Annotated in this window: 20 protein-coding genes; 5 read left to right on the top strand and 15 right to left on the bottom strand. The window is 60.2% G+C overall.

What is annotated here, in order from left to right; all coding sequences use genetic code 11:
* Positions 1-50: 50 nt before the first annotated feature.
* The 3 genes from glyS to VJS46_RS08315 are packed head-to-tail and all read right to left on the bottom strand — an operon-like array spanning position 51 to position 3726.
* On the bottom strand, positions 51-2369 hold the full coding sequence (glyS, locus tag VJS46_RS08325) for a glycine--tRNA ligase subunit beta (RefSeq protein ID WP_324059416.1): 2319 nt from the start codon (positions 2367-2369) through the stop codon (positions 51-53).
* On the bottom strand, positions 2366-2884 hold the full coding sequence (locus VJS46_RS08320; protein ID WP_324059414.1) for an endonuclease domain-containing protein: 519 nt from the start codon (positions 2882-2884) through the stop codon (positions 2366-2368). Before VJS46_RS08320 ends, glyS begins: the two co-directional genes overlap by 4 nt.
* Positions 2854-3726: a glycine--tRNA ligase subunit alpha gene (locus tag VJS46_RS08315; protein WP_324059412.1), complete on the bottom strand. Its 873-nt coding sequence runs from the start codon at positions 3724-3726 to the stop codon at positions 2854-2856. Before VJS46_RS08315 ends, VJS46_RS08320 begins: the two co-directional genes overlap by 31 nt.
* A 152-nt stretch (positions 3727-3878) precedes the next feature.
* Here VJS46_RS08315 and VJS46_RS08310 point away from each other — a divergent pair, with 152 nt between their 5' ends.
* The 5 genes from VJS46_RS08310 (at position 3879) to VJS46_RS08290 (ending at position 7708) form a co-directional block, all read left to right on the top strand.
* Positions 3879-4799 (top strand): TraB/GumN family protein, encoded by a 921-nt coding sequence (locus VJS46_RS08310; RefSeq protein ID WP_324059410.1) that lies wholly within the window; start codon positions 3879-3881, stop codon positions 4797-4799.
* 123 nt (positions 4800-4922) lie between these two features.
* The gene (locus VJS46_RS08305) at positions 4923-5546 is read left to right on the top strand and encodes a 50S ribosomal protein L25/general stress protein Ctc (RefSeq protein WP_324059408.1); all 624 of its coding nucleotides are present in this window, start codon (positions 4923-4925) and stop codon (positions 5544-5546) included.
* A 35-nt stretch (positions 5547-5581) separates the two neighbouring features.
* Positions 5582-6154: an aminoacyl-tRNA hydrolase gene (pth, locus tag VJS46_RS08300; protein ID WP_324059406.1), complete on the top strand. Its 573-nt coding sequence runs from the start codon at positions 5582-5584 to the stop codon at positions 6152-6154.
* 1 nt (position 6155) lies between these two features.
* The gene (gene ychF, locus VJS46_RS08295; protein ID WP_324059404.1) at positions 6156-7256 is read left to right on the top strand and encodes a redox-regulated ATPase YchF; all 1101 of its coding nucleotides are present in this window, start codon (positions 6156-6158) and stop codon (positions 7254-7256) included.
* Between the two features lie 2 nt (positions 7257-7258).
* Positions 7259-7708 (top strand): MaoC family dehydratase, encoded by a 450-nt coding sequence (locus VJS46_RS08290; protein WP_324059402.1) that lies wholly within the window; start codon positions 7259-7261, stop codon positions 7706-7708.
* A gap of 14 nt (positions 7709-7722) precedes the next feature.
* Here the strand turns inward: VJS46_RS08290 and VJS46_RS08285 are convergent, their stop codons facing one another.
* From VJS46_RS08285 to nuoG, 12 genes are all read right to left on the bottom strand, one after another.
* Positions 7723-7995 carry a DUF1467 family protein gene (locus VJS46_RS08285; RefSeq protein WP_324059401.1) on the bottom strand — a complete coding sequence of 91 codons (273 nt, stop codon included), beginning with the start codon at positions 7993-7995 and terminating at the stop codon, positions 7723-7725.
* Between the two features lie 7 nt (positions 7996-8002).
* Positions 8003-9643 (bottom strand): ribonuclease J, encoded by a 1641-nt coding sequence (locus tag VJS46_RS08280; protein WP_324059399.1) that lies wholly within the window; start codon positions 9641-9643, stop codon positions 8003-8005.
* A gap of 1 nt (position 9644) precedes the next feature.
* Positions 9645-10424 carry a type III pantothenate kinase gene (locus VJS46_RS08275; protein ID WP_324059397.1) on the bottom strand — a complete coding sequence of 260 codons (780 nt, stop codon included), beginning with the start codon at positions 10422-10424 and terminating at the stop codon, positions 9645-9647.
* 11 nt (positions 10425-10435) lie between these two features.
* Complete coding sequence (locus VJS46_RS08270; protein WP_324059395.1) at positions 10436-11149, bottom strand: biotin--[acetyl-CoA-carboxylase] ligase; 714 nt, start codon at positions 11147-11149, stop codon at positions 10436-10438.
* Between the two features lie 37 nt (positions 11150-11186).
* Entirely contained in the window at positions 11187-12617 is a 1431-nt protein-coding gene (gene nuoN, locus VJS46_RS08265; RefSeq protein ID WP_324059393.1) for an NADH-quinone oxidoreductase subunit NuoN, read from the bottom strand.
* Positions 12617-14167, bottom strand: a complete 1551-nt coding sequence (locus tag VJS46_RS08260) for an NADH-quinone oxidoreductase subunit M (protein WP_324059391.1) — start codon at positions 14165-14167, stop codon at positions 12617-12619. The genes nuoN and VJS46_RS08260 overlap by 1 nt, the downstream gene beginning before the upstream one ends.
* A 1-nt stretch (position 14168) precedes the next feature.
* Positions 14169-16199 (bottom strand): NADH-quinone oxidoreductase subunit L, encoded by a 2031-nt coding sequence (gene nuoL / locus VJS46_RS08255; protein WP_324059389.1) that lies wholly within the window; start codon positions 16197-16199, stop codon positions 14169-14171.
* A 9-nt stretch (positions 16200-16208) separates the two neighbouring features.
* A complete protein-coding gene (gene nuoK / locus VJS46_RS08250) occupies positions 16209-16514 on the bottom strand; it encodes an NADH-quinone oxidoreductase subunit NuoK (protein ID WP_324059387.1) in 306 nt (101 codons plus the stop codon).
* A complete protein-coding gene (locus tag VJS46_RS08245; RefSeq protein WP_324059385.1) occupies positions 16511-17122 on the bottom strand; it encodes an NADH-quinone oxidoreductase subunit J in 612 nt (203 codons plus the stop codon). The genes nuoK and VJS46_RS08245 overlap by 4 nt, the downstream gene beginning before the upstream one ends.
* 112 nt (positions 17123-17234) lie before the next feature.
* Positions 17235-17720 (bottom strand): NADH-quinone oxidoreductase subunit NuoI, encoded by a 486-nt coding sequence (nuoI, locus tag VJS46_RS08240; RefSeq protein WP_324059481.1) that lies wholly within the window; start codon positions 17718-17720, stop codon positions 17235-17237.
* Positions 17714-18763 carry an NADH-quinone oxidoreductase subunit NuoH gene (nuoH, locus tag VJS46_RS08235; RefSeq protein ID WP_324059383.1) on the bottom strand — a complete coding sequence of 350 codons (1050 nt, stop codon included), beginning with the start codon at positions 18761-18763 and terminating at the stop codon, positions 17714-17716. The genes nuoI and nuoH overlap by 7 nt, the downstream gene beginning before the upstream one ends.
* A 145-nt stretch (positions 18764-18908) precedes the next feature.
* Positions 18909-20948 (bottom strand): NADH-quinone oxidoreductase subunit NuoG, encoded by a 2040-nt coding sequence (gene nuoG, locus VJS46_RS08230; RefSeq protein WP_324059381.1) that lies wholly within the window; start codon positions 20946-20948, stop codon positions 18909-18911.
* Between the last annotated feature and the right edge of the window lie 3 nt (positions 20949-20951).

Genomic DNA, 20951 nt, shown 5'->3' with positions numbered 1-20951 from the left:
GGAGGTTCGAGCCTGCCGAGAAGCGAACGGAGATTGAAGCTCCTATTACATCAACCCTCAATCCTCGAAAAATCAGCCACTTCATGCACGGCGTTACGAACGCGCATGAGGAGACCGAGCCTGGCCGTCCGTTTTGCCGGATCAGCATCATTCACCGTCACCTTGTCAAAAAAGGCGTCGATGGGCGCACGCAACAACGCGAGCGCCGACATGGCGCCTTCGAAATCCTCCGCCTCAACTGCATCCGCCGCCCTAGGTTCCGCAGCGTCAAGCGCCGCGATCAAGGCAGCTTCCTCATTTTCCGGTTGATAGGAAAGGGATATTGTGGGGGAGCCGTCAAACTGTTCCTTTTTCAGGATATTCGCGGCGCGGCGGTACCCGATGAGGAGGTTCGCGCCATCTTCCGTAGCGACAAAGGATTGCAGCGCCTTCACCCGTGCGAGCAGGCGAACGAGGTCGTCCTCTCCGCCGAGGGCGAAAACGGCGTCGATGAGGTCATGGCGGACGCCAGCCTCGCGTTGCTGGACTTTGAGGCGGTCGGCGAAGAAATCTAGAAGTTGATTCAAAGCATCTCCATGACGCGCCAAGATCGGATCGTTGGAAAGCTCATCTGACCGACCTGCCAGAATCTTCTGAACGACTTCCTTTGAAGGGCGCTGCCCAAGAGCAGTTTCCAGACCTCGATATACATCCCTTACGATATCAATAGCTTGTCCCGTATAGTTTTGGACATAATGTTGGTACAGGGACGCCAAGATCGTAACCCGCAAATTGCAGCGGATAGCTTTCTCCAAAAGCAGCGCGATAACACCAATTGCCGCACGCCTTAAAGCAAATGGATCTTTTGATCCTGTCGGCAACATGTTTTCTGCAAAGAAGCCGGTTAGAGTATCCAGCTTATCCGCCAGACTCACCGCCACGGTGACCGGATCGGTCGGCACTTCATCGCCCTGCCCGACGGGCCTGTAATGGTCGCGGATGGCGTTGGCGACCTCATCGGGCAGGCCTTCGGCGCGGGCGTAATAGCCACCCATAAGGCCTTGAAGTTCAGGGAATTCTCCGACCATCTCGGTGACGAGGTCGGCCTTGCAGAGGCGGGCCGCCTGTTCGGCGAGGTCGGCCAATCGCTCCCTCTCCCCTTCAGGGGAGAGGGGGCTGTCTTGCGAACTTGATGGAGCGCTGGAGGTGGGGGCTGGCCCCTCTCCCAACCCTCTCCCCTGAAGGGGGGAGGGCTTTACGATCCCCTCTTCGACCAGCCATCTTGCCAGTTTCGCGACACGGTCGACCTTGTCGGCTACCGTGCCGAGCTTCTCATGAAAGACAATGCGGTCGAGCTTCTTTGCGTGCTCCGCAAGGCTCGTCTTCCGGTCCTGTTCCCAGAAGAAACGCGCATCGCTGAGCCGCGCCGCGAGCACCTTCTGGTTCCCGGCGACAATCGCCTGCCCGCCATCATGCGCGTCGATGTTGGCGGTGCAAATGAACGCGGGAGCGAGTCCGCCTTCCCTGTCCTGCACCGCGAAATATTTCTGGTTGGTGCGCATGGTGAGTTGGATCACCTCGGGCGGCACCTCGAGGAAGGCCGGGTCGAAAGTCCCAAGCAACGGAACCGGCCATTCGGTAAGCCCCGCGTTTTCCGCAACCAGCCCTCTGTCCTCGACCAGCTTCAAGCCAGCCGCTTCCGCAGAAGCTTTGGCTTTTTCCTCAATGAGTTGCTGACGTTCCTTATGATCCACTATCACATGGCAGAGGCGCAGCTTTTCGGCATAATCATGCGCGCTGCCGATGGTGATCGGGCCGGGATGATGGAAGCGATGGCCAACGGTGGCGCTGCCGGACGTGATGCCGTCTATCCGGAACTCCACCACATCGTCGCCCAGCAGCGCAACGATGCCTTGCAGCGGGCGGACCCAGCGGAGGCTTTCGGTGCTTTGGCTCGATTTGCCCCAGCGCATCGACTTGGGCCAGGGGAATGCGCGGATAATCTGCGGCACAATCTCAGCGATGACTTCCGCCGTGGCGCGGCCGGGCTTTTCGATGACGGCGAAAAGGATCGCGTTGCCCTTATTGTCCTCGCGCTCGACCAACTGGTCGCGGGTAAGGCCGGTGGAGCGGAGGAAGCCTTCCAGCGCCTGAGCGGGCGCGTCGGCGCGGGGGCCCTTGCGTTCCTCGGTCACCGCTTCGGTCTGGAGCGGAAGGTCATGGGCAATGAGCGCAAGGCGGCGAGGCGTCACATAGCTCGTCAGCCGCTCCGCCTTCAGCCCCGCTTCGGCGAGCTTTTCGGTGAACATGCGGGCAAGGTCGTCCGACGCCTTCGCCTGCATGCGGGCGGGGATTTCTTCGGAGAGAAGTTCGAGGAGGAAGTCGGTCATGGTTTAGGCTCCTCCCCGGCACGGGGAGGGGGACCGCCAGCCGCAGGCTGGTGGTGGAGGGGGTCCCCGGCAATCGCAGCTATCGAGCCGATGACCGAATTCACGTCCTTCAAAATGTCGGAAGCGGCAATTCGAAGCACTTTATACCCGTTCTCATTCAGAAAATTATCGCGAGAGACATCCTGCATGGGCCGGTTGCCCATATTATGCGCTTGCCCGTCGACCTCGATCACGAGACGCAGGGGGCTGCAATAGAAATCGGCGATGTAGTTGCCGATAGGGTGCTGACGGCGGAATTTTACGCCCAGTTGGGAACCGCGCAAGTGTTGCCAGAGAATGACTTCGGGCAGACTCATTTCGCGGCGGAGTTTGCGGGCGGTGTAGGTTTCGGGGCGGTGCAGTTGCTGTGGCGCCTGCCGGGAGCCCCCTCCACCAGCCTTCGGCCGGTCCCCCTCCCCGTTCCGGGGAGGATTTGCTGCGGCCATCATTCCGCCCACCCGTTCTTCTGCATCCATGCCTCACAGCTTCCTTTGGCGAGGTCACGGACGCGGCCGATATAGGCTTGGCGTTCGGCGACGGAGATCACGCCGCGGGCCTGCAGCAGGTTGAAGATGTGGCTTGCCTCAATCGCTTGGTCATAGGCAGGGAGAGGCAAGCCCTTTTCAATACAGCTCTTGCATTCGGCCTCGGCGTCGCGGAACCATTGGAAGAGCTTGCCGGTGTCGGCAACCTCGAAATTCCACGTGGAAAATTCCTGCTCATTGGCAAGGAAAACGTCGCCATAAGTGACGCCGTCGTCATTGAATTTGAGATCGTAAACGCTGTCGACGCCCTGAATATACATGGCGAGGCGCTCAAGGCCGTAGGTAAGTTCGCCCGCGACCGGCTTGCAGTCAAAGCCCCCCATCTGCTGGAAATAGGTGAACTGCGTCACCTCCATGCCGTCGCACCAGACCTCCCAGCCAAGGCCCCAGGCGCCGAGCGTCGGGCTTTCCCAATCATCCTCGACGAAGCGGATGTCGTGAAGCAGCGGATCAATGCCGATTTCCGCCAGCGAACCCAGATAAAGCTCCTGCAGGTTCGCAGGCGAGGGCTTCATGATCACCTGATATTGGTAATAATGCTGGAGCCGGTTGGGATTCTCGCCATAGCGGCCGTCGGTCGGGCGCCGGCTCGGCTGCACATAGGCGCAGTTCCATTTTTCCGGCCCTAGAGCACGCAGGGTGGTGGCAGGATGAAAAGTGCCTGCGCCCACGCGCATGTCATAGGGTTGGAGAATCACGCAGCCCTGCTTGCTCCAATAAGCATGGAGGGTCAGGATAAGATCCTGGAAGCTCAGGACTTTCTTCTCATTCACCCGCTATTGCCTTCGCATCTGCAACAGAAATGACTTTTTCGCGCGCCGCTTTGGCGCATGGCGGGCGGCGGGTCAAGAAGACGACAAGATTCGCCTTGATAGTTCCGGGTTTGGCATGGAGAAGAGTGCCATATTCCAAGGAGCCAGAACCTATGCTGTTTCGCCTGCCTGCCTTCATGCTGGCGCTGTCCTTCAGCCTTGCGGCTTGCGCCAATCCCCCGGCGCGCCAGGGCGGCATAGATCTTGCCAGCGCCGACCCCGCGCTCTGGGCGGTGAAGGATGAGGACACGACCATCTATCTCTTCGGCACCGTACATGTGCTGAAGCCCGGCACGGTGTGGCTCGATGACGAGGTCGGCGACGCCTTTGCCAGAGCAGACCGGCTGGTGCTGGAAATCGTGACGCCTGAGCAGAATGAGATGGCGCAGAAGGTCGCAACGCTCGCGGCCGATGCGAGCGGCAAGCCGCTTAAGGACAAGATGGGCGAAACGGCCCATGCCAGATATGTCGCCGCCATGACGGAGGCGGGCATTCCCTGGCAGCCCTTTGAGCGGCTGAAGCCCTGGATCGCGGCCATAACGCTATCACTCGCCCCCTTGAGCAAGCTCGGCTATGATGATGAGTTGGGGGCAGAGAAAGTGCTGACCGCTGCTGCCAGGACACATGGCAAGTCGATCGGCGCACTGGAAACGCCGGAACAGCAGCTACGCTATTTCGACAGCCTGCCGGAAAAGCAGCAAGTCGCCTTTCTGAATGCCACGGTGGATGGCATGGCGGACGTGGAAAAGGATTTCACCAGCCTCGTCGAGAGCTGGGCGGCCGGCAAGCCGGAGGCTCTTGCCGAGAAGATGAATGAGTCGCTTGAGGCTACACCAGAGCTGGCGGAAACCCTGCTCTTTCAGCGCAATCGCAATTGGGCCGCGCAGATCGAGGCGATGCTGGAGAAGCCCGGCACCGTGTTCGTCGCCGTTGGCGCCGGGCATCTGGCGGGGACGAAGAGCGTGCAGGACTATCTGCAGAAGCTCGGCATTGCAGCACAGCGGGTGCCGCACCATGAGACGCCAGTCAAATAGCCCATCCCCCGGCCCCTTCCTTCTTGCATTCTGCGCGACAAATGCTAAAGGCGCCCATCCCGTCATGGTCATCCCTGGAGGCGTGGCGGGTCTGTTGAACATCAAGCTTTTGGAGACATGCATATGAGCGAACAGCTTACGCTGTCGGCCGAGGCGCGTGATCGGGCTGGCAAGGGAGCCTCCCGTGCACTGCGCCGCGAAGGTCGCGTACCCGCCGTCATTTATGGCGACAATCAGGATCCCCAGATGATCCATGTGGAAGAAAAGGCGCTGAACAAGCTGCTTGGCACCGGCCACTTCATGAACAGCGTGGTCATGGTGGACGTCGGCGGCAAGGCTGCCCGCACCCTGCCGAAGGATGTTGCCTTCCACCCGGTTAGCGACCGTCCTCTGCATGTCGATTTCATGCGCGTCGCCGAGCATGCTGCTGTGACCGTGCAAGTCCCTGTCGTTTTCCAGAACGAAGAAGCGTCCCCCGGCATCAAGCGCGGCGGCGTTCTCAACGTTGTCCGGCACGAGCTGGATCTGGTCTGCGACGCAGCGAATATTCCTGACGACGTGGTCATCGATCTGACCGGGCTCGACGTTGGGGACAGCATCCACATCGCGCAGGTGAAGCTCCCCGCCGGCGCCAAGTCGGCAATCGAAGACCGCGATTTCACCATCGCCACCATCGTTGCTCCTTCCGCGCTCAAGAAGATTGAGGGCGAAGCTGCGGCCGAGGGTGAGGGCGAAGCGGAAGGCTGATCTTCCGTTCCCTTCAGTCAGGGGCTCCGGGCAGCATGCAAATCTGGGTGGGTCTGGGCAATCCGGGCGCGCAATATGCGCTCAACCGGCATAATGTCGGGTTCATGGCCGCAGACGTCATCGCGGAAATGCATGGTTTCACAGCCGCCAAGAAGCAGTTTCAGGGCTGGGCCGCCGAAGGGCGGCTTGGCCCTGAAAAGATTTTGCTGCTGAAGCCCGCCACCTTCATGAACAAGAGCGGCCAGTCGATCGGCGAGGCGATGCGCTTTTACAAGCTCGGGCCGGAGGATGTGACGGTCTTCCACGACGAACTGGACCTGGCGCCCTTCAAGGTGAAAGTGAAGCGGGGCGGCGGCACGGCGGGGCATAATGGCCTTCGCTCGACTGAAGCACATATTGGCAATGCGTTTCGGCGTGTCCGGATCGGCATTGGCCATCCAGGCGACAAGGCCAGGGTTCATGGCTATGTGCTTGGCAATTATGCCAAGGCAGAGATGGACCCCTTGTCCGACATGTTGGGCGCAATCGGGGCCGAAGCGGAATGGCTGGCGCGCGGCGACGACGCGCGGTTCATGAATGACGTGGCGCTACGGCTGCGGGAGGAATGACATGGGTTTTCGTTGTGGCATCGTGGGACTTCCCAATGTCGGCAAGTCGACGCTGTTCAATGCACTGACCGAGACACAGGCGGCGCAGGCAGCCAATTATCCCTTCTGCACGATCGAACCCAATGTGGGCCAGGTGGCGGTGCCGGACTCCCGGCTCTACGAGATCGCAAGGATCGGGGGCAGCGCAAAGATCATCGAGACGCAGCTTGCCTTCGTCGACATTGCCGGCCTCGTCCGCGGCGCGTCCAAGGGCGAAGGGCTTGGCAATCAATTCCTTGCCAATATCCGCGAAGTGGATGCCATTGTGCATGTGCTCCGTTGTTTCGAAGATGACGACATCACCCATGTCGAGGGCAAGATCGACCCCATTGCGGACGCGGAAACGGTCGAGACCGAGCTGATGCTGGCGGACCTCGAAAGCCTTGAAAAGCGGGTTCCCAATCTCGTCAAGAAGGGGCAGCAGGGTGACAAGGAAGCAAAGACCGGCGCGTCCGTTCTGGGCCAGGCGCTGGACCTGCTCAGGGCCGGAAAACCCGCACGGCTGACGCAGCCCAAGGATGTGGAGGAGGAACGGCTGTTCCAGCAAGCGCAGCTATTGACCTCCAAGCCGGTCCTTTATGTCTGCAACGTGGATGAAGCGAACGCCGCTACCGGCAACGCGTACAGCGCCAAAGTGTTCGAAAAGGCCGCAGCCGAGGGAGCCAAGGCGGTTATTGTCTCGGCAGCGATCGAGGCAGAGATCGTCACCATGCCGGCAGAGGAACGCGCGGAGTTTCTTGGGGACCTGGGCCTGGAGGAAACTGGCCTGTCACGGATTATCCGCGCTGGTTATGAGCTTCTTGACCTCATCACTTTCTTCACCGTCGGCCCCAAGGAAGCGCGTGCCTGGACCGTGAACAAGGGCGCGAAGGCACCCCAGGCCGCTGGCGCGATCCATAGCGATTTCGAACGCGGGTTCATACGCGCGGAAACCATCGCCTATGACGATTATGTGCGGCTTGGCGGCGAGGCCGGGGCACGTGAGGCCGGTAAATTGCGTGCCGAGGGCAAGGATTACGTCACCCAAGATGGCGACATCATGCTGTTCCGGTTTAATGTCTGACCATGGAATATTTTGAAGACATCGAGGTCGGCGCCAAGTCCAGCTTTGGCAGCTATGAAGTAGCGCGCGACGAAGTGGTGGAATTTGCCGCGAAATTCGATCCCCAGCCCTTTCACCTTTCCGACGAGGCCGCTGCACAGACGCATTTTGGCCGGCTGTCGGCCAGTGGATGGCACACCTGCGCCATGATGATGGCAATGATGGCGGAACAGTTCGAAAAGAACGACCATAAGGGGCTTGGCTCGCCCGGCATTGACGAGTTGCGCTGGCTGAAACCCGTCTTCCCTGGCGACACGCTTCGGTGCGAAAGGGAGATACTGGAAAAGACGCCGTCCCGCAGCCGGCCGGAAATGGGCAGCTTTCGCAGCCGGATGACCGTGTTCAATCAGAAGGATGAGCCGGTCATGACCTTTATCTCGATCGGTTTGGTGCAGAGACGGCTTCCAGGATAAGCCGCACACCCTCCCTACTCCGGCGGGCGGCCAAAGAAATTCAGATCCTCCGGCCCAATCCAGCCATTCACATAATTGGTATAATAGAGCCCGAACAGTACCACCGACAGGATGGTGGCCCTGATCAACACCTTTCCCGGCCGGAAATTGCTGGGTGCGCTATGGGCTTGGCCCGGCACCATGTCCTCGCCACTTTCATCGGGCGTGCGAACCCCGAAGGGCAGCACCAGAAAGGCCGACAGAACCCAGAAAAGGGAATAGATCGCAAGGATGGATGTGAACTGCATGGTCGGGCTATTGCGCGATCAGTAGGACATCGACAACCGGTTTCTTGCCCGTCCAACGCGTGGCCGTGCGGCGAACAGCAAGGCGGATTTTCTCGCGTAGCTTCTCTGTGTCGGCCAAGCCTTCGGCCACCACATCCTGAGCGGCCTCGGCCGCCTCCACCAGAAACGCATCCCTGTCCTCTTCGACAGGCACGCCCTGCATGCGAATGGCGGGCTGGCCGATAAGGTCGCCATCGTCATCAATGGCGACAGCGACACTGATCTGGCCGTGAACGGAAATCTTGCGGCGCTCGTTCATCGTTGCCCCATCTGCCGGCAGGATCACGTCACCGTCCAGGACCAGGCGGCCCGTCAGTGCATGGCCGATGATCTCTGCCTTGCCAGGCGCGAGGCGAACGAGATTGCCATTATTCTGGAACACCGCCTCAGGAATGCCTGAATCAAGACCAAGCTGTGCCTGCTCGGCCATGTGACGCAGTTCACCATGCACTGGTACCAGGATCCGGGGCCTGATCCAGCCATACATGGCGAGCAACTCCGGGCGTCCGGGATGGCCGGAAACATGAACATGTGCCTGCCGGTCGGTGGTCATCTCGACGCCCCTTGCGGCAAAAGCGTTCTGTATCTTGCCGATTGCAATTTCATTGCCGGGTATCTGCTTGGAGGAGAAGACGACCAGATCGTCCTTGTCCAGCTTGATCGGATGAGTGTCCGCAGCGATGCGGGACAGGGCGGCGCGCGGTTCCCCCTGCCCGCCTGTAGCGATGATCATCACCTTGTCGCGGGGCATTTCCATGGCCTGATCGAAATCAACGACCTTCGGAAAATCCTTCAGATAACCTGAAGCCTTTGCATTCGCGATAATGCGGTCCAGCGACCGGCCCGCGACGCAGAGCGTCCGTCCGGTCTCCTTGGCTACCTCGCCGAGCGTTTGCAGCCTCGCTGCATTCGACGCAAAGGTCGTCACCAGGACGCGGTGCCTTGCCTTTGAAATGACGTCGAGCAAACCAACATGCACATCGCCTTCCGAACCGCTCGGTTCAGGGTTGAAGACATTCGTGCTGTCGCAGACGAGCGCCAGCACCCCTTCATCGCCAAGCGCCGTCAATTGCTGCGGCGTGGACGGCACACCCAGCAATGGCTTTTCATCAATTTTCCAGTCGCCTGTATGGAACACGCGGCCATAGGGCGTTTCGATCAAAAGCGCATTGCCCTCGGGAATGGAATGGGCAAGCGGGACATAGCGGAAACCGAAGGGGCCAATGGAGAAACACCCTTCATTATCAATGACATTCAGCTCGATGTCATCAACGATTCCCTCCTCTTCCAACTTGCCCCGGATAAGCGCTGCGGTGAACGGGGTTGCATAGAGCGGCACGTCCAGATCGGCGGCAAGATAGGGGATGGCACCGATATGGTCCTCATGACCGTGCGTAAGGACAATCCCCAGCAGGTCGTCGCGGCGCTCCTCAATAAAGCTGAGGTCCGGCAGCACCAGTTCTACACCGGGATAAGCCGGATCGGAAAAGGTCAGGCCCAGGTCGACCATGACCCACTTGCCCTGACACCCATAGAGATTGACATTCATCCCAATCTCTCCCGACCCGCCAAGGGCCAGGAAAAGCAGTTCATCACCTGGTGTTGTCATTTTATTTTTTCAAACTCCGCTCATGCATCAGCGTCAGCCCCTGAATCGTAAGGTCCAACGCCACAGCATCGAATATCTTCGTATGTCCGTCGAACAGGACGGCAAGGCCGCCCGTGGCCACAACGCATGCCGGGCGGCCGATTTCCGCCTTCAGCCGCGAAACCAGCCCTTCCATCATCGCGACATAGCCCCAGAACACACCGATGTGCATCTGTTCCTCCGTATTGCGGCCGATGACAGAGCCACTGCTCGGCGCTTCGATCGCGATACGCGGCAGCTTGGCGGCCGCCATGACGAGCGCGTCGAGCGAAAGATTGATGCCAGGGGCGATGATCCCGCCCTTATACACGCCGTTGAAATCGACTATGTCGAAAGTGGTTGCGGTCCCGAAATCGATGATGATGAGATCGCCCGGATAGCTGTGGTGGGCCGCAATGGCGTTCACAACGCGATCTGCCCCGACAGAACTTGGCTCTTCGACGTCCAATGTGATGGTCCAGGGCGCGGAGGGATCGCCCGCGATAAGCGGCTTCACCTTGAAATATTTGCTGGCAAGCACTTCGAGATTATGGAGCGCCCGCGGGACGACCGTGGCGATGATGACGTCGCCCACGTCCTGCATGGCGTAACCTTCCATGGAAAGAAGTTGGTTCAACCAGACGGCATATTCGTCCGCCGTGCGCCGAGGATCAGTAGCGATACGCCAGCGCGCGCAGATTTCACCGTCCTTCACTAGCGCGAAGACGACATTGGTGTTTCCTGCATCGACGGCGAGCAGCATTGGGACGGTCCTCAAATCAGAAAAATGTCGCCGGCATGAATGGCATGGCTGGTCCCGTTCGCCAAGCGGAGGATCAGGGCGCCGTCATTATCGAGCCCGGCGAAGATGCCTTCAAGCGTGGAGCCGTCGGGCAAATTGGCTTTCAGTCCAGTTCCAGGCGGATGGGCATGTTTCAGCCAATAGGTGCGGATCGGCGCAAGCCCCTGCCCCCGCCAAATCTCCAGCCAGCGCGCGAATATCTCTGCGAGCGTCTCGAGAAAATAGCCAGGACCGATATTTCCTGCGCCGCACGCGGCCAGGCTGGTCGCCGGGCGATCGGGCAAGTCAGGATGATGCGCAATGTTGAGCCCAATACCTATGATGATCGCATCGCCCGCTCGTTCAAGCAGCATTCCGCAGAGCTTCGCGCCTTCGACCAGCAGATCATTGGGCCATTTTATAATCACTTTGTCCGGCGCGAGGAAAAGGCCCACGGCTTCATGGACAGCAATGGCGGCAACCAGCGCCAACGTGCCGGGCGACGGATCATAGGGGCGCAACCGGACGATGGTGGAGCAATAGAGATTGCCCTGCGGACTTTCCCAAGTACGCGCGAGGCGGCCACGCCCACCGGTCTGCCGCTCCGCGCGAAGCCAGAGACCCTCCGGCACGCCCTTCCCCGCAAGCTCGATAAGGTCGGCGTTGGTCGAACCTGTTTCAGCGATGGTGCGGATGTTTGCGGTCATGGCAGTCCCCTCCCGCGGCGGAGAGGGGGGCTTGGCATTAGAAAAGCGCCTGCGCGGCTGCGGCGGTGGCGCTGTCGAGCATCGGATTCAGCAGATAACCAAACACGATGATGACGGCACATATGGTGATGATCCCGTTTTCGATAAAGCTGCCGCTGCGTGCATATTCGGGAGCTGGCTCATCGAAATACATGATCTTCACGATCTTGATATAGTAGAATGCGCCGATCACGGAAGCCGCAATGCCGATGGCGGCAAGAGCGGTGAGGCCAGCGCCGACCGCTGCATCGAACACCAGGAATTTCGCCCAGAAGCCGAAGAGCGGCGGGATACCGGCAAGACTGAACATGAAGATGGCGATGGCGGCAGCAAGCCCTTTGCGGGACTGCGACAGGCCGGCAAGGCTGGAGATTTCTTCCACCGGTTTGCCGTCTGCATCGCGCATCTGCAGCACGCAAGCGAAGCTGCCTAGCGTCATGACCACATAAATGGCGAGATAGCTGAGGACTGCGGCAACGCCTTCCTTGGTTCCGGCGGCAAGACCGATCAGCGCGAAACCGATATTGTTGATCGAGCTGTAGGCCAGAAGCCGCTTGATATTGGTCTGGTTGATCGCAGCCACGCCGCCAAGGACGATGGAGGCAAGCGCCAGGAAGATGATGATCTGCTGCCAAGCGCTGCTGCCGGGGCCCAGGGCTTCGATGGCGACGCGGACGGTGAGACCGAGCGCCGCCACCTTGGGCGCGCTGGCGAAGAAGGCGGTGACCGGCGTCGGCGAGCCTTCGTAGACATCGGGCGTCCACATGTGGAATGGAACGGCGCTGATCTTGAAGCTGAGACCTGCAAGGACGAACACCAGCCCGAAAAGCTCGCCATTGGAAATACCGTCGCGCATGGCCGTCGCGACGCCGTCAAAGATCGTCGTGCCGGTAAAGCCATAGAGGAGCGAAATGCCGTAGAGCAGGATACCGCTCGCAAGCGCCCCCAGGACGAAATATTTAAGGCCAGCCTCGGCCGAGCGCACATCCCGCCGCATGAAGCTCGCCAGCACATAGGAGGATAGGCTGGTGAGTTCGAGGCCGACATACAGGGTCAACAGGTCCGCGGCCGAAACCATCATCCCCATACCGATCGAAGAGAAGACGATCAGGATCGGATATTCGGCGCGCAATGCTTCCCCTTGCGCAAAAAAACGTGGCGCCATCAGGATAGCGGCAGCCGCCGACACATAGATCAAAGCTTTGGCGAAGGATGAAAAGGCATCAGCGCTATAAAGGCCGTCGAAAGCGGAACCCTGCGGCGCGCCGACCATGGAAAGACCCGCGCCGAGCAGCGCCAGCACCGAAAGCCAGTTGATCGCCTGCGTTGCGCGGTCGCCCGCATAGGCGGCCACGATCAGGAGGATGAGACCAGCGCCGGTCAGGATCAGCTCCGGCATCACCATCGATAGGGAGAGTGCGTCGATCATTAATGTGCCTCCCCTTCGGCAGCATGGTGGGCGGGTTCGGCGGCTTTCGCTTCACCCATTTTCAAATGCGCATCGCCCGCCGGCTTCACCGGCTCCATTCGGGCGGCGATGGTGATCACGTCCTTGCGCATCGGCGCCAGGAAGGATTCGGGATAAACGCCCATCCAGAGAACAACGGCCGCGATGGGAGCCAATAGCCAGATTTCCCGCATGGAAAGATCGGGCATGGCCGCCGCGTCAGAATTCTTCTGGTCGCCATAACAGATGCGGCGATAGAGATAGAGCATATAGGCCGCACCCAGGATAACGCCGGTTCCGCAGATGAACGCAACCCAGCTCGACGCCTCATAGACGCCGACCAGCGAAAGCAGCTCGCCCACGAAATTGCTGGTGCCGGGCAGGCCGACCGAGGCCATGGTGAAGAGCAGGAACAGCACCGCATATTTGGGCATGTTGATCGAAAGGCCGCCATAGCGGTCGATCTCCCGCGTGTGCAGCCGGTCATAGATGACGCCGACGCACAGGAAGAGGGCGCCCGAGACGAGGCCATGGCCGAGCATAACCATCATCGCGCCTTCGACGCCCTGCTGGTTGAAGGCAAAAAGGCCCGCGGTAACGATCGCCATATGCGCGACCGAACTATAGGCGATGAGCTTCTTCATGTCGCTCTGCACCAGCGCCACAAGCGAGGTATAGACCACCGCCACCATCGAGAGCGCGAACACCAGCCAAGCCAGGTCAGCCGAGGCCTGCGGGAACATCGGCAGCGAGAAGCGGATGAAGCCATAACCGCCCATCTTCAGCAGCACGCCTGCCAAGATCACCGAGCCTGCGGTCGGCGCCTGCACGTGCGCGTCGGGCAGCCAGGTGTGGACCGGCCACATCGGCATCTTCACCGCGAAGCTGGCAAAGAAGGCGAGCCAGAGCCAGTTTTGCGCAACCGCCGGGAAATCATATTCGAGCAGGACAGGGATGGAGGTCGTGCCGGCTTCCCGCACCATCCACAGCATCGCGATCAGCATCAAAACCGAACCGAGCAGCGTGTAGAGGAAGAATTTATAGCTGGCGTAGATCCGGTTCGCGCCGCCCCAGATGCCGATGATGAGATACATCGGGATGAGGCCCGCTTCGAAGAAGATGTAGAAGAGGAAGATGTCCTGCGCAGTGAAGACGCCGATCATCAGCGTTTCCATGAACAGGAAGGCGGCCATATATTCGCCCACCCGCTTCTCGATGCTGCTCCAGCTCGCGCCGATGCAGATCGGCATCAGGAATACGGTGAGCATGATCAGCATGAGCGAGATGCCGTCTATGCCCATCGCCCAAGAGAACCGGCCGAAGATCGGTGCATATTCGGTGAACTGCCACTGAGCAGCATCTGCGCCGGTGTCGAAACTCATCCATAGGACAATGCCAAGAACGAGATTGGCAAGCGTCGCCAGCAGCGCGATCATCCGCGCCGCCTGCGCCTCGACATAGAGACACGCAAAGGCCGCGGCCATTGGGATGGCCAGCATCAGGGAAAGAATCGGGAAGTCGAGCTGGTTCATGTCAGCGCACCATCGCCCAGGTTACTGCCGCTGAGAGGCCGATGAGCATCACCAGAGCATAGGTATAGAGATAGCCGGACTGTATGCGGCGGGTGACCTGGCCGCCCGCGACCACCAGAGCGGCGGCGCCATTGGGACCGAAGCGGTCGATCGTTCCTTCATCGCCGCCCTTCCAGAAGATGCGGCCAATGATGAAGGCGGGCTTCACGAAGACCAGGTCGTAAAGCTCATCGAAATACCATTTGTTCAAGAGGAACTGGTAAAGCACCCGGAACTGGCTGGTGAATTTCTCCGGCCAACCCGTCGGCCGCATATAGGCCATATAAGCGATGAAGAGGCCGATCAGCATGACGGCAGCCGGGGTGAGCTTCACCCAGAGCGGCACTTCATGCATGGCGTGCATCAGATGGGTGTCGAACGCGATGCTGCCCTTCCAGAATTCCAGGCCATGTTCGGCATCGACGAACTGGTGGTGGAAGATAAAGCCAGCGAACACCGCCCCCAGTGTCAGCACACCCAGCGGAACCAGCATCGAAAGCGGGCTTTCATGCGGATGATAGCCAGCAGTGCCAGTCGGGACGGCATGATCATCATGCTCATGCGCCGGCGCTTCCTCCTCGGGATTCTCGTGCACACCATGGACGGCATGCTGGATATGCTCGGATGCTGCCCAGCGCGCCTTTCCGAAGAAAGTGAGAAAGATGAGGCGCCAGCTATAAAAGCTGGTGAGCAGAGCCGCGAAGGCGCCGATATAGAAGGCGCCGACCCCGCTGCCCGAGGCATAAGCCGCCTCAAGTATCGCATCCTTTGAATAGAAGCCCGCGAAGCCGAAGACGCCGAGCAAACCAACGCCGGTGATTGCGAGCGTGCCGGCCATCATCGCCCAGAAGGTGAGCGGGATTTCCTTACGCAGCGCGCCATAATAGCGCATGTCCTGCTCATGATGCATCGCATGGATGACCGAGCCAGCGCCAAGGAACAGCAGCGCCTTGAAGAAGGCGTGAGTGAACAGGTGGAACATTGCCGCGCCATAAGCGCCAACGCCCGCCGCAAAGAACATATAGCCAAGCTGCGAACAGGTCGAATAGGCGATCACTCGCTTGATGTCGTTCTGACAGGTGCCGACAGTGGCTGCGAAAAGGCAGGTGGCCGCGCCAATGAAGGTGACGACGCCAAGCGCCACATCGCTCGTTTCGAACATGGGCGAAAGGCGGCACACCATGAACACGCCCGCCGTCACCATTGTTGCGGCATGGATCAGCGCCGACACCGGGGTCGGACCTTCCATCGCGTCGGGAAGCCAGGTGTGGAGGCCAAGCTGCGCCGACTTGCCCATCGCACCGATGAACAGCAGCAAGCAAAGGATCGTCATCGTGTCCCAGCGCGTGCCAAGAAAGCCGATGGTTGACCCCGCCATGGACGGAGCCGCTTCAAGGATTTCGGGGATGGACACTGTGCCAAAGACCAGGAAGGTGCCAAAAATGCCGAGCATGAAGCCTAGATCGCCGACGCGGTTCACCACGAAAGCCTTGATAGCCGCAGCATTGGCGCTCGGTTTCCTGAACCAGAAACCGATGAGCAGATAGGAGGCAAGACCCACGCCTTCCCATCCGAAGAACATCTGGATGAGGTTGTCGGCGGTCACCAGCATCAGCATGGCGAAGGTGAAGAGCGAGAGATAAGCGAAGAAGCGCGGCTGGTCCGGGTCCTCCTCCATATAGCCCCAGCTATAAAGGTGGACGAGCGCGGAGACTGTCGTGACGACGACCAGCATCACGGCGGTCAGCGTGTCGACGCGCAGCGCCCAATCGACGGCAAGATCGCCGGAACGGAGGAAGGTCAGAACCGGCGTCACCTGCGCTTCGGCATGTCCGCCTAGGAAGGACAGAAAAATCGGCCAGGAGAGGGCGCAGGAGACAAAAAGCGCTCCAGTGGTGACGCTCTTCGCTGCAAAATTGCCGATGGCCCTGTTGCCAAGCCCAGCGACCGCAGCCGCCAGCAAGGGAAGAAAGACGATAAGCTGGATTGTCATGATTTTGGCTCAGCCCTTCATCCGGTTGACGTCATCGACGGCAATGGTGCCGCGGCCACGGAAATAGATGACCAGGATCGCAAGGCCGATCGCCGCCTCGCCCGCCGCGACGGTGAGGACGAACATGGAAAAGACCTGCCCCACCATGTCGCCGAGATAGGCGCTGAACGCGACCAGGTTGATGTTCACCGCAAGAAGGATCAGCTCGATTGCCATCAGGATGATGATGACATTCTTGCGGTTGATGAAAATGCCGAGCACGCCGAGCACGAACAGGATCGCGCTGACCACCAGATAATGCTGGACGCCGATCACAGTTCCACCCCCTGCCCTATGGGCTGATTGACGATGCGGATTGCCTCTTCAGGACGGCGGCGAACCTGTTTGGCGACGTTCTGCGCCCGCACGCCGCCGCGAGCGCGGTGGGTGAGAACAATTGCGCCGATCATCGCGACCAGCAGGATGATTCCGGCGGCTTCGAAGAGAAAGATGTAGCGAGTGTAAAGCAGTTCCCCGATGGCCTCGATATTCGGCTTATCCGTGGCGACAGGCGCCACACGCTGCGCAAGTTCAACCCCGCCCGCTTTCCACGCGCCGATACCGAGCACGATCTCTGCCGCGAGCACCGTCGCGATCATCGCGCCAAAGGGCAGATATTCGACGAACCCGGCACGAAGCTCCGCGAAATCGATGTCGAGCATCATCACCACGAACAGAAACAGCACCGCAACGGCGCCGACATAGACGATGACCAGCAGCATGGCGATGAATTCGGCCTGCAGGAGCACCATCAGGCCCGCCGCGTTGAAGAAAGCCATGATCAACCAGAGCACGCTGTGCACCGGATTTCGCGCGAATATCGTCAGCGCGCCGCTGGCGATGACCAGCGCGGCGAACAGATAAAAGGCCAGGACGTGAATCACAGAAACTCAACCCCCGTTTGTGTCGAGCGCAGTCGAAAAACGCTGCACCTCATCAGGTCCTTCGACTTCGCTCGGGACGAACGGAGTCGAATATGTGTTATGTTGCGGCCCATTAACGATAGGGCGCGTCGGCGGCAAGGTTCGCGGCAATCGCCCGCTCCCACCGGTCGCCATTTTCAAGAAGCTTCGCCTTGTCGTAGATCAGCTCCTCGCGCGTTTCGGTCGAGAATTCGAAATTCGGGCCTTCGACCACCGCATCGACCGGGCAGGCTTCCTGACAGAAGCCGCAATAGATGCACTTGGTCATGTCGATGTCATAGCGGGTCGTGCGGCGGGAACCGTCGGCGCGCGGTTCAGCCTCGATCGTGATGGCCTGGGCCGGACAGACCGCCTCGCACAGCTTGCACGCGATGCAGCGCTCCTCGCCATTGGGATAGCGGCGTAGTGCATGCTCGCCCCGGAAGCGCGGCGAAATCGGGTTCTTTTCAAAGGGATAGTTGATCGTGGCCTTTGGCTTGAAGAAATATTTCAAAGTCAGCCAATGGGCCTTCACAAATTCCCAAAGGGTGAAGGATTTAATCCAGTGCGCAATCACGATGCTACTCCGTAGCGCGTCAGCATGAGGAAGCCCGAGACCAGAAACACCCAGAACAGCGACAGGGGCAGGAATATCTTCCAGCCAAGGCGCATGAGCTGGTCATAGCGGTAGCGGGGCACGGTCGCCTTCACCCAGGAGAAGACGAAGAAGAAGAACAGGATCTTGGCGAAGAGCCAGATGATGCCCGGCACATAATAAAGTGGCGTCCAATCGAACGGTGGCAAATATCCACCCCAGAAGAGGATCGCGTTCAATGCGCACATGAGGATCACGTTCGCATATTCGCCGAGCCAGTAGAGCGCGAAGCTCATCGAGCTATATTCGGTCTGATAACCCGCGACCAGTTCGCTTTCCGCTTCGGTAAGATCGAACGGCGCGCGCGCGGTTTCGGCCATCGCCGAGATCAGGAACACCACAGCCATCGGGAACAGCAGCGGATTAAAGCCGTTGGCGTTGACGAAGCCGTAAAGTCCCTTCTGGCTTTCAACGATGGTCGAAAGGTTGAATGATCCAGCCCACAGCACGACAGTGATCAGGATGAAGCCGATGGAGACTTCGTAGCTGATCATCTGCGCCGAGGCGCGCATCGCGGAATAGAAGGGATATTTGGAGTTGGATGCCCAGCCCGCGATCACCACGCCATAAACGCCCAGCGAGCTGATCGCGAGGATGTAGAGCAGGCCCACATTGATGTCGGCCAGCACCACGCCCACGTCGAAGGGCACGACCGCCCAGGCCATCAGCGCAACGGTGAAGGTGATGATCGGCGCAATCAGGAACAGCGCGCGGTTGGCGGCCGACGGGATGATGGTTTCCTGCAGGAACACCTTTATGCCGTCCGCAAAGCTCTGCAGTAGCCCGAAGGGTCCCACGACGTTCGGTCCGCGCCGCAATGCCATTGCCGCCCAAATCTTGCGGTCGGCATAGATGATCATCGCGACCACCAGCAGCAACGGCAAGGCGATGACGAGAATGCCGATGATGGTGGCAAGAAACCACGCGCCTTCAAACGGCAGGCCGAGGGTTTGAAAGAAAGCGGTCATAAGGCGGGCCGTCCATCAAAGCCCTCTCCCCTGAGGGAGAGGGTTGGGTGAGGGTGTCCGGCGGTGAGGAAAGAGCCGAAACGTCGAGCCCCCTCACCCCGACCCTCTCCCCGCCGGGGAGAGGGAGATAGCAGCGTCAAGTATTTCACTCCGCTGCCTCCGCAAATTCCTCGCCATGGAGCAGTTCCGCCGAGCAGCGCTGCATGGTCGGGCTGGCGCGGCAGATGCTGTTGGTGAGATAAAAGTCCTTGATCGGATAGGCGAACTCGCCCTCCGGCTTGGCGGAAAGCCTGGGCGGTGCCCATTCATAGTGAGCCAGCCCCTCGGCTCCGAGCGCCGGAACCGCCTCCGCCATCTTGGCACGCAGCGCCTCAAAGCTGTCAAAGGGCAGCGTGCAGCCGAGCTTGTCGGAAAGCGCGCGCAGGATGGTCCAGTCCTCGCGGGCATCGCCGGGAGCAAAGACTGCCTTGTCCCCGCGCTGCACCCGGCCCTCCAGGTTCACATAGGTTCCGGCCTTTTCACTATAGGCCGCACCCGGCAGGACGACGTCGGCGGAATGCGCGCCCTTGTCGCCATGATGGCCGATATAGACCTTGAAGCTGTCGGTGAAGGCCGAATAATCGACTTCGTCCGCGCCCAGCGAAAAGAGCAGCTTGGGCTTGGCGGCAGCCATCGCCTTGATCCCGCCTTCCATCGCATAGCCAAGCATCAGCCCGCCCATACGCGCGGCGGCGAAGTGGAGCAGGTTGAAGCCGTTCCAGCCCTGTCCAGAGCCAGTCGAGGCGGCATCTTTGACGACGCCCAATTTATCGGCCAGCGCCAGAGCCGCGCCATGGACGCCATCCTTTGCCAGCGTGCCACCGCCCAGGATCATCGCGGGGCGCTGCGCATTTTTAAACGCATCGGCCGCTTCCTTGGGCAGCTTTGCAAGCAGGCCTGCATCATTGCCGAGCCACTCGACCTTATAGCTAAGGTCGGTTTGGGGCCCGATGCCATAAACCTTCGCCCCGCCCTTGCGGATCGCCTTGCGGACGCGGGTGTTGACCAGCGGCGCTTCCCAGCGGAGGTTGGTGCCGACGAGCAGGATGACATCGGCGGTCTCGATGCCCGAAATGGTCGTGTTGAAATTGACAGCGGCGAGGTTCGACACATCATAAGCAAGGCCGGTCTGGCGGCCCTCGAACATCGTGCCGCCCAGGCCCTTCACCAACTCGCGCGCGGCGAACATGGTTTCGCAGTCGAGCATATCGCCCGCAACTGCCGCAACGCTGTTCCCGGCATTCCTAGCAGCCTTGGCGACGGCGGCGAAGGCGTCGTCCCAGCTTGCCTCAACAAGCTTCCCGCCCTTGCGGACATAGGGCTTGTCGAGGCGGCGGCGGACGAGGCCGTCGACGGCGTGGCGCGTCTTGTCCGACGCCCATTCCTCGTTCACATCCTCATTGATGCGCGGCAGGGCGCGGAGCACCTGACGGCCCCGGCTGTCGAGGCGGATATTGGTGCCGACCGCGTCCATCACGTCGATGGCGAGCGTCTTCTTGAGCTCCCAGGGCCGTGCCTCGAACGCATAGGGCTTGGACGTCAGCGCGCCCACGGGGCACAGGTCCACCACATTGCCCGAAAGCTCGCTGGTCAGCGCATGTTCCAGATAGCTGGTGATCTGCATATTCTCGCCGCGACCGATCGCGCCGATTTCCTCGACCCCGGCCACTTCCTCGGCGAAGCGGACGCAGCGGGTGCACTGGATGCAGCGGGTCATGACCGTCTTGACGATCGGACCCATATATTTCTCGGTCACCGCCCGCTTGTTCTCGTCATAGCGGCTGTAACCCTTGCCATAGGCAATGGACTGGTCCTGCAAATCGCATTCGCCGCCCTGGTCGCAGATCGGGCAGTCAAGCGGGTGGTTGATGAGGAGGAACTCCATCACCCCCTCGCGCGCTTTCTTCACCATCGGGCTGTCGGTGCGGATTTCCTGCCCTTCGGCAGCGGGCAGCGCACAGCTTGCCTGCGGCTTGGGCGGCCCAGGCTTCACCTCGACCAGGCACATGCGGCAATTGCCCGCGATGGACAGGCGCTCATGATAGCAGAAGCGCGGAATTTCCTTCCCCGCCAGCTCGCACGCCTGCAACACGGTGGCGCCCGCGGGGACTTCGATCTCTACGCCGTCGACGGTTAGTTTAGGCATGAC

Origin of the sequence: Rhizorhapis sp. (assembly GCF_035276005.1) — a bacterium.
Lineage (GTDB): Bacteria > Pseudomonadota > Alphaproteobacteria > Sphingomonadales > Sphingomonadaceae > Rhizorhapis.
The sequence above is the reverse complement of the archived record's forward strand: the minus strand, read 5'-3'. Positions and strand labels throughout refer to the sequence as shown.